Origin of the sequence: Rhodopirellula maiorica SM1, from assembly GCF_000346295.1 — a bacterium.
GTDB classification, from domain to species: domain Bacteria; phylum Planctomycetota; class Planctomycetia; order Pirellulales; family Pirellulaceae; genus Novipirellula; species Novipirellula maiorica.
Map to the genome: position 1 here is coordinate 1 of NZ_ANOG01000655.1, position 2,670 is coordinate 2,670.

General features: G+C 54.6%; 3 protein-coding genes. 2 read left to right on the forward strand and 1 reads right to left on the reverse strand.

Going from position 1 to position 2,670, the window contains the following annotated elements:
- The coding region (locus RMSM_RS41165) for a hypothetical protein (protein WP_052031727.1) at positions 1-501 on the forward strand (501 nt) is incomplete at its 5' end.
- 312 nt (positions 502-813) lie between these two features.
- Here the strand turns inward: RMSM_RS41165 and RMSM_RS21050 are convergent.
- A complete protein-coding gene (locus RMSM_RS21050) occupies positions 814-1,734 on the reverse strand; it encodes an RluA family pseudouridine synthase (protein WP_040768670.1) in 921 nt (306 codons plus the stop codon).
- Between the two features lie 258 nt (positions 1,735-1,992).
- Between RMSM_RS21050 and RMSM_RS21055 the strand changes: the two genes are divergently transcribed.
- On the forward strand, positions 1,993-2,670 hold a 678-nt coding region (locus tag RMSM_RS21055), incomplete at its 3' end, for a Gfo/Idh/MocA family protein (RefSeq protein ID WP_008700904.1).

Here is a 2,670-nt window from a genome sequence, read left to right on the forward strand (position 1 = left end):
CTTGACGACACCATTTGGCGAAACAGCGGCGGGCATGCGACGCTGGCAAGCTATGGCGGATCGCTAAATAAAATTCCCGACGATCACCTCGACTTCTTTCGCTCGCTACGAGCATTCTACGAAGTCGAGGAATCGATTTTTGTTCACGCAAACTATGTCCACAGCGTGGCAATGCCGCTGCAAGACGAAGCGACGATGTTCTGGAAACATCTCGATTTCCCTCACCCGCTGCCTCACTGCAGCGGCAAACGCGTCTTCCTTGGCCACACGCCTCAGCCCGGCGGCAACGTGTTGGATTCGGGATACTTCGTCTGCATCGACACCTATTGCTTTGGGGGGGGCTACCTAACCGCGATCGAACCGGCGACCGGCGAAACCATCCAAACCGACCGCCATGGCCACGCACGCCGCACACCGATGCGAACGATTGCTGACCGATTCGGTAAAGCAACCCGTTTTCTGGGAAGCAAAATTCAATCGCTCACACGCCCCAAGTCGTGATTCCTCTCTGATGCTGCGTGGCATCACAGCGACCGATAGCTAAGCAGCTAGACAAGAGTCTTTCCGTATATCAGCCGCTTTGGCGTTAGCAGGCTGTTGATTTTGTCGTACGACGGACTTCCTAGTCCGTCGAATACAACAATGACGGACGAGGTAGCCCATCAGCCACCCCTTGCCACAGAAAACTTCATTAAATCAACAGCTTAGAAAAATCCCAAACGATTCAGTTGCCAGCGGAATGGCTTGAAGTCCCCGGTAATCCCGAAGGCCAAATCCTGAATGCTGTCACGATTCGCATCACCCCGAACGCAATTAGCGGGCAGCATTTAGAAATTTCTGGATTGCCGATGGCAGTGGCGATTCAAACTGGACCTCTTCCCCCGTCACCGGATGGGTAAACGCCAGCGAGCGTGCGTGCAGAGCGATTCGCTTACGAACCCAAAACGGATGCGACGCTCGCTTGGCTTGATACCGCGGATCCCCCAACACCGGGTGCCCAGCGTCGGCAAACTGAACGCGAATCTGATTTCGCTTTCCGGTTTCCAACTGAACTTCGACCAAGGTGGTATCGGCCATCCGCCGGACGACGCGAAAGTGGGTGATTGCGGTCTCGGTATCACGCGATTTCTTGGTCACGTATCGGTCCAAATTGCTGCCCGTTGCGAGGTGGGAATGATAGGTCCCTTCGTCATCCGCAATCACGCCAGCCACGATTGCGGTGTAAACTCGCTGAGGCTTTCGCTGCTTGAATTGCTCAATCAGCTGCTTCGCGATCGCTTCATGCTTTCCGAAGACCAACAACCCACTGACTTCGCGATCAAGCCGGTGAACAACACACGCTTCCTTTTGACTTCGCGAGTGACTGAGGTAAATCGAGACGCGGTCGACCAACGAATTGGGTTCTCCGTTATCGGTGGGGACGGTCAGGGTGCCGGCCGCCTTGTCGACTACGATCAGGTGCTCGTCTTCAAACACGACGCTAAACGTGCGATCGTCCCACGTTCGTTTTTTCTCGCGATACCGTTGATGAGGATCAAACCGCAACGAAACCACGTCACCGACCTTCACCGATCCCGCGATTCCTTTGCAAGGATGTCCGTTCACTGAAACGCAGCCGTGATCGAACATGCCCCGCACCTGACTGCGAGAAACTCCTGCCAAATCACGGACGATCAAATCGATCCGCCCCGCTTTCTCTTCGTCGACGGTCAATGAAAGCGTTTTAATCGGCATGGGAAAATCGGGGTCAAAACGAAAAGGCAAAAATTAGAAAAGCACCTCCGCAGGTGCCCCAAGCTCCGCATTATCGCTGGCAAACGCGATTTTCGCCAGGACGGTGCTTGCGCTGCGATGCCAAATCAACCACCGTTGGTTTGTCTGCCGCTTTGCACCATACTTCTAAACTGCCACGGCTAGATTGCTTGGCACTGCTATCCTTCTCTTTTTTCTTAAAACCAGCTTTTTCCACCACGCATTAACAACGAGATTTTGATGAAAACGATTCGCTGGGGACTGATCGGATGCGGCGACGTTTCGCGAAAACGAGTCGCGCAGGCGATTATCGATACTCCAGGCAACGAACTCGTTGCCGCCTGCCGACGCGATCCCGACCGTTTACAAGAATTTTGCGACACGCTCTCGATTGCTCGCGGTTACACCGATGCCCGCGAATTGATGAACGACGCCGACATCGATGCCGTCTACATCGCCACTCCGGTGCGGGCCCACCTGCCGCAAACCCGAATGGCTGCGGCCGCGGGAAAACATGTCTTGGTCGAAAAACCGATGGGAATGAACGTCGCCGAATGCGACGAAATGATTGACGTTTGTGCCAAGGCCGATGTCAAACTGGGGGTCGCCTACTATCGTCGGTTTTATCCCATCATCGATCGCATTGAAACGCTACTGAAAAGCAATGCCATTGGTACTCCGATGGCGGTTTCTGCGGTCACCGCGACGCCGCTTTCTATGCAAGCGGGTGACGAAGGCTATTGGCGAACGTCACTGGCCGAAAGTGGTGGCGGTGCATTGATGGACGTCGGCAGCCATCGCATCAACGTCTTTCTGCACCTATTTGGGCCAGTCGCCGAGGTCAAATCGATCTGCGGTACCGTCGCGGCAGACTACGAAGTCGAAGACACCGCAACCGTACTAATGCGTTTCCAGCAA